This window comes from Halochromatium sp., from assembly GCF_054919635.1.
This window is the reverse complement of sequence record NZ_JBUDPI010000360.1, coordinates 1-3,724: the sequence shown is the minus strand read 5'-3', so window position 1 is coordinate 3,724 and position 3,724 is coordinate 1. Positions and strand designations below refer to the sequence as shown.

Here is a 3,724-nt window from a genome sequence, read left to right as displayed (position 1 = left end):
TCGATATCGATGCCCTGCTCGGCCAGGCGCTGATGCATCTCGCGCTCGAGCGCGCGCACCTGATCCAGGATGTAGACCACCTGACCGCCCGTATCCGGCCGGCCAAGCACATTCGACTGACCGAACCAGCCATGGGGCGAGACGATCGCGATCGAGAAGATCATCGGTACCCGGCTCAGGAAGCTCTCGAGCGACTGCGGCGAGGGTGCCTCGAGGATATCGAGCAACAGCCCCATGGTCTCGCGGATGCGGGCAGCGTCGTTGCCCCAGCCAGCCTCGAAGCCGAATCCCCGCAGCTCTGACGAGAGCTCGGCAAACGGGGTGTGACTCGCGCGACGGCGTAGCGGGATCATGGCCTGACGCAAGGCGTTGCGCAGTTCGGCGACGCTGCTGATGGCATCGTTGAGCATCAGCTGATGGCCGCGGAAGCTGTGCATCCGAAGAAAACCGAGCAGACGCTGATCGCCCTTGCCCAGCTCATCGAACAGCCGGCTCGAGAGGCGACGATTGAGGAACTCGACGCCGCGCCCGATCGAGCCCTCTTCGGTCAGCTTCTGCTGCTCACGGTAGAACGGGCGCAGGTCGATCTCGAGGCCGAATGGATCATCGTGGCCCCCGGTGGCCAGGTGCTCCTTGAAGCGCAGGAACTCCGAAACCGTGACCTCGTTCAGGTCCATAGTCTCGAGATGGATGCGCAGGTAGTCCCATTTGGCGACCCGTCGGCGCAGCGCCAGATAGACCCAGGAGGCATTGATCGCCGCCTCCTGCGCCTGCAACAGCGCCCGCGCTAGCGCGGTATCGGCGATCTGATCGTCATCGCAGCACAACTGCTCGAGCGCATCCTGCAGATCACTCTGTAGCAAGAACGGGCGCTGAAGCCCAATCAGGTGATGCATCACGCGATGCGCCTTGCTCCGGTGCTCGGCGAGAAAGGCAGCGAGCGCAGGAATGCGGGCGTTGGGAACCTCGGCTTGCATGCTGTGTTCCTTAGGCGCCGCTCAGGCCCCAATCGCTGAGAAAGGGTTCATAGAAGCCGGGATCGCGTACCGTAGCTCCGCGCAGGCCGACGATGGCTGAAGCAAATGTCTGCGCACGCTCCAAGGTCTGCGGCAGCGGCCAGTGGCGGATCAGCCCAAGGATCAGCACCGAGGCAAAACCATCGCCTGCACCGACGGCGTCGACCATCTGTATATCGCCTGCCGGCGCGACTCGACTGACCGCGCCATCGGCCGCAACTGCAAAGGCGCCCTCGGCACCGAGGGTGGCGAAGACCGTCTCGAGCTCATAGCGCTCGCGCAAGCGCTGCGCTCGCGCCTCGACATCTTCCGCCTCAGGCGCCAGCAGTGCGAGCTCGTCGGCATTGAGCTTGACCCAGGTCGCACCGTTCAGCAGCTCGATCAAGGTGTCTTTTTGCCACCAGGGATCACGCAGATTCACATCCAGGAACACCGCTGGACTCAACCGACCCCGCAACATCCGCAGCGCATCAGCAGAGACCGATTGCCGCAGCGCCAGACTCCCATGATAAAGCAGCGCCCGTTCTGGCAAGGGCGGTAGTGCGGCGGCATCGATGTGGTCATAGGCACGGTCGGGCAGGATCTCATAGCTTGGCTCTCCACCGGCGAGTAAGACCTGCACCGTACCGGTCGCATGCACAGGGTCACGCTGCAGCCCCAAGGTCGTCATGCCCTGCTCGCGCATCGCCGCGTCGATGCGCTCGCCCAGGGCATCCTCGCCGACCCGACTCAAGAACACCGGCTCCAGACCAAAGGCAGCCAGATGCCAGGCGACGTTAAAGGGCGCACCACCCAGCACTTCGGCGCCATCGGGGAAGCAGTCGAACAGGGCCTCACCGAACACGAGCGGGGGCTGTTGATGATCGAAGGTCATGGCTCGGGACTCCGCGGTCTGGCGCGATTCTAAATCGATCGACCATGCTAAGGGCGCCCGGGTAACGGCCGCAAGCCGCCGAGCCCACAAAACCACCTTCGCCGCCAGCGACAATTGTCAATCGGGGCCTTGCTTAAAGATAAGAAATTTCTTATATTCTTAAACCATACAATTCCACAAAAGCAGTCGGCTGGCTTCGTCCGCATCGCCTAGGGCGATCGAGCGCAAGACCCAGCGGTCACCATCTCAATCGGAGCTTCCCCTATGAGTGCAGAATCAATGTCCCTTGCCGCCACCGATACGCATCGGGATACCGTCCAAGCTGATTCATTGCCGATTCAGCGTGTCGAGCTCAACGCCCCGCTGCGGTGGCTCGCACAAGGCTGGAGCACGCTGATGAAAGCACCCTTTGTCAGCCTATTCTACGGTTCGCTCTGCGCGCTGGCGGGGTTCGTCGCTCTGGCCATGAGTCGCGCGATGCCGGGCCTGACGCTGAAGTTCCTGATCGTCCTGCTGCTGCTCGGGCCGTTCCTGGCCGCAGGACTCTACGTCACTGCCCGTCGGCATCTCGCCGGTGAGCGCATCGGGATTCGCGCCAGCCTGGCACTCTATGGGCAGCGCCGTTCGAGCCTCGCCTTGTTCGGACTCCTGTTGATGTTTGTTGTCGCCTTCTGGACTCTGGCGTCCGTGGTGGTCTTCGCCATCAAGGTAACGACCCTGGCGCCAACCTCCAGCGGCTATGTGACTCTGCTCGGAGGCGGAATGGACCCGCTGATGATGCTCTTCACGCTGGTGAGCAGTGCCTTGCTGGGCGCCGCGGTGTTTGCGGCGAGCGTCATCGCGGTCCCCCTGATCGTTGATCGTGACGCCGGTCCCATCGCTGGCGTTCAGGCCAGCTGGCGGGCCGTCACCATGAATCCGAGGCCGATGCTGCGCTGGGCTGGACTGATCCTTGGCCTGATGCTGGTTGGCGCCCTGACCGCCTTCATCGGAATGGTTGTGATCTTTCCGCTGCTTGGCTATGCGAGCTGGTACGCCTACCGCGACCTCGTCGGCGCGGCGAATTGACCGAGCGGCTGCTCGACGAGCCACTCTGAGCAGCCCTCTTTCAGAGAGCGCTCGCTTGCGCCAACGGATGGCGCTCAGGCCTCTGCTCGGTTCCTCTGCTCGACCCGGCGCTCAACCAAGCGCTCAAAAAGCATCAAACAGCCGGTCGAACAAGCGCTCGACAAGCAAGCGCCAGGCCCTGGGTGATCAGGGAGATCAGGGACGACCGAGCTCAACCTCGCGCTGCAGCAGCCTCTCAAGCCTGATCTGCTCGGCCTCGATGTCGCTGGCATAACGCGCAGCGACCTCAGCCATCTGCTCGCGCACACCAGTGTCCCAGATCGATTGCGTTGTCCGTCCCTCGGCATTGTTCAGCGACGCGCGCAGCTGCCGCAGCTTGGCGTCGCGCTCCTTGCGCAGATCACTGATGCGTCCTTCGCTGCGCGCGATCTCGCGCTGAAGCTCGATCTGCCGCAGATAGCGATCCGTTTGCGCCTCGGTCTCATCGACCGCACGCCGCGCGCTGTCAACACTGGCCGCGCTCGGCTGCTCGTAATCGAGCCCGAGGCGCTGCCCGTCAGGCCCGCAGGGTGAGTCCGAAAAGCTCGGCACGCCATCTTGCTCGCACTCGTAGGCCTCAAGCTGGCGCTCCTCGGCAACCGCTTGCACCAGGAGACAGGATAGGCACAGCGGTAGAGTCAAGCCGACGAATGGCTGAATTCGCTTCATAGGCAGCAGATCATGGGCAGCAGGCGGCCTCTGAGCAGCTTGCCAAGAAGCGCCCGGC

4 protein-coding genes are annotated in these 3,724 nt (G+C 63.3%); 1 reads left to right on the top strand and 3 read right to left on the bottom strand.

Features of this window, described 5'->3' with window-relative positions; genetic code table 11:
- Both ACY693_RS16570 and ACY693_RS16565 read right to left on the bottom strand, forming a co-directional pair.
- Nucleotides 1-977 (bottom strand): glycosyltransferase family protein (locus tag ACY693_RS16570; RefSeq protein WP_462322916.1); only part of this gene is annotated, 977 nt, incomplete at its 3' end.
- A 10-nt stretch (nt 978-987) separates the two neighbouring features.
- Nucleotides 988-1,890 carry a PfkB family carbohydrate kinase gene (locus ACY693_RS16565; RefSeq protein WP_462322915.1) on the bottom strand — a complete coding sequence of 301 codons (903 nt, stop codon included), beginning with the start codon at nt 1,888-1,890 and terminating at the stop codon, nt 988-990.
- A gap of 264 nt (nt 1,891-2,154) precedes the next feature.
- On the opposite strand from ACY693_RS16565, the gene ACY693_RS16560 reads away from it, so the two are divergent.
- Entirely contained in the window at nt 2,155-2,958 is an 804-nt protein-coding gene (locus ACY693_RS16560) for a DUF2189 domain-containing protein (RefSeq protein ID WP_462322914.1), read from the top strand.
- A 195-nt stretch (nt 2,959-3,153) separates the two neighbouring features.
- Here the strand turns inward: ACY693_RS16560 and ACY693_RS16555 are convergent, their stop codons facing one another.
- The gene (locus ACY693_RS16555; protein WP_462322913.1) at nt 3,154-3,666 is read right to left on the bottom strand and encodes a hypothetical protein; all 513 of its coding nucleotides are present in this window, start codon (nt 3,664-3,666) and stop codon (nt 3,154-3,156) included.
- Nucleotides 3,667-3,724 lie beyond the last annotated feature (58 nt).

Bases quoted from the DNA above. Each gene is read 5' to 3' on its own strand.
- ACY693_RS16565 (WP_462322915.1), bottom strand. From the start codon at position 1,890: ATGACCTTCGATCATCAACAGCCCCCGCTCGTGTTCGGTGAGGCCCTG.
- ACY693_RS16560 (WP_462322914.1), top strand. From the start codon at position 2,155: ATGAGTGCAGAATCAATGTCCCTTGCCGCCACCGATACGCATCGGGAT.
- ACY693_RS16555 (WP_462322913.1), bottom strand. From the start codon at position 3,666: ATGAAGCGAATTCAGCCATTCGTCGGCTTGACTCTACCGCTGTGCCTA.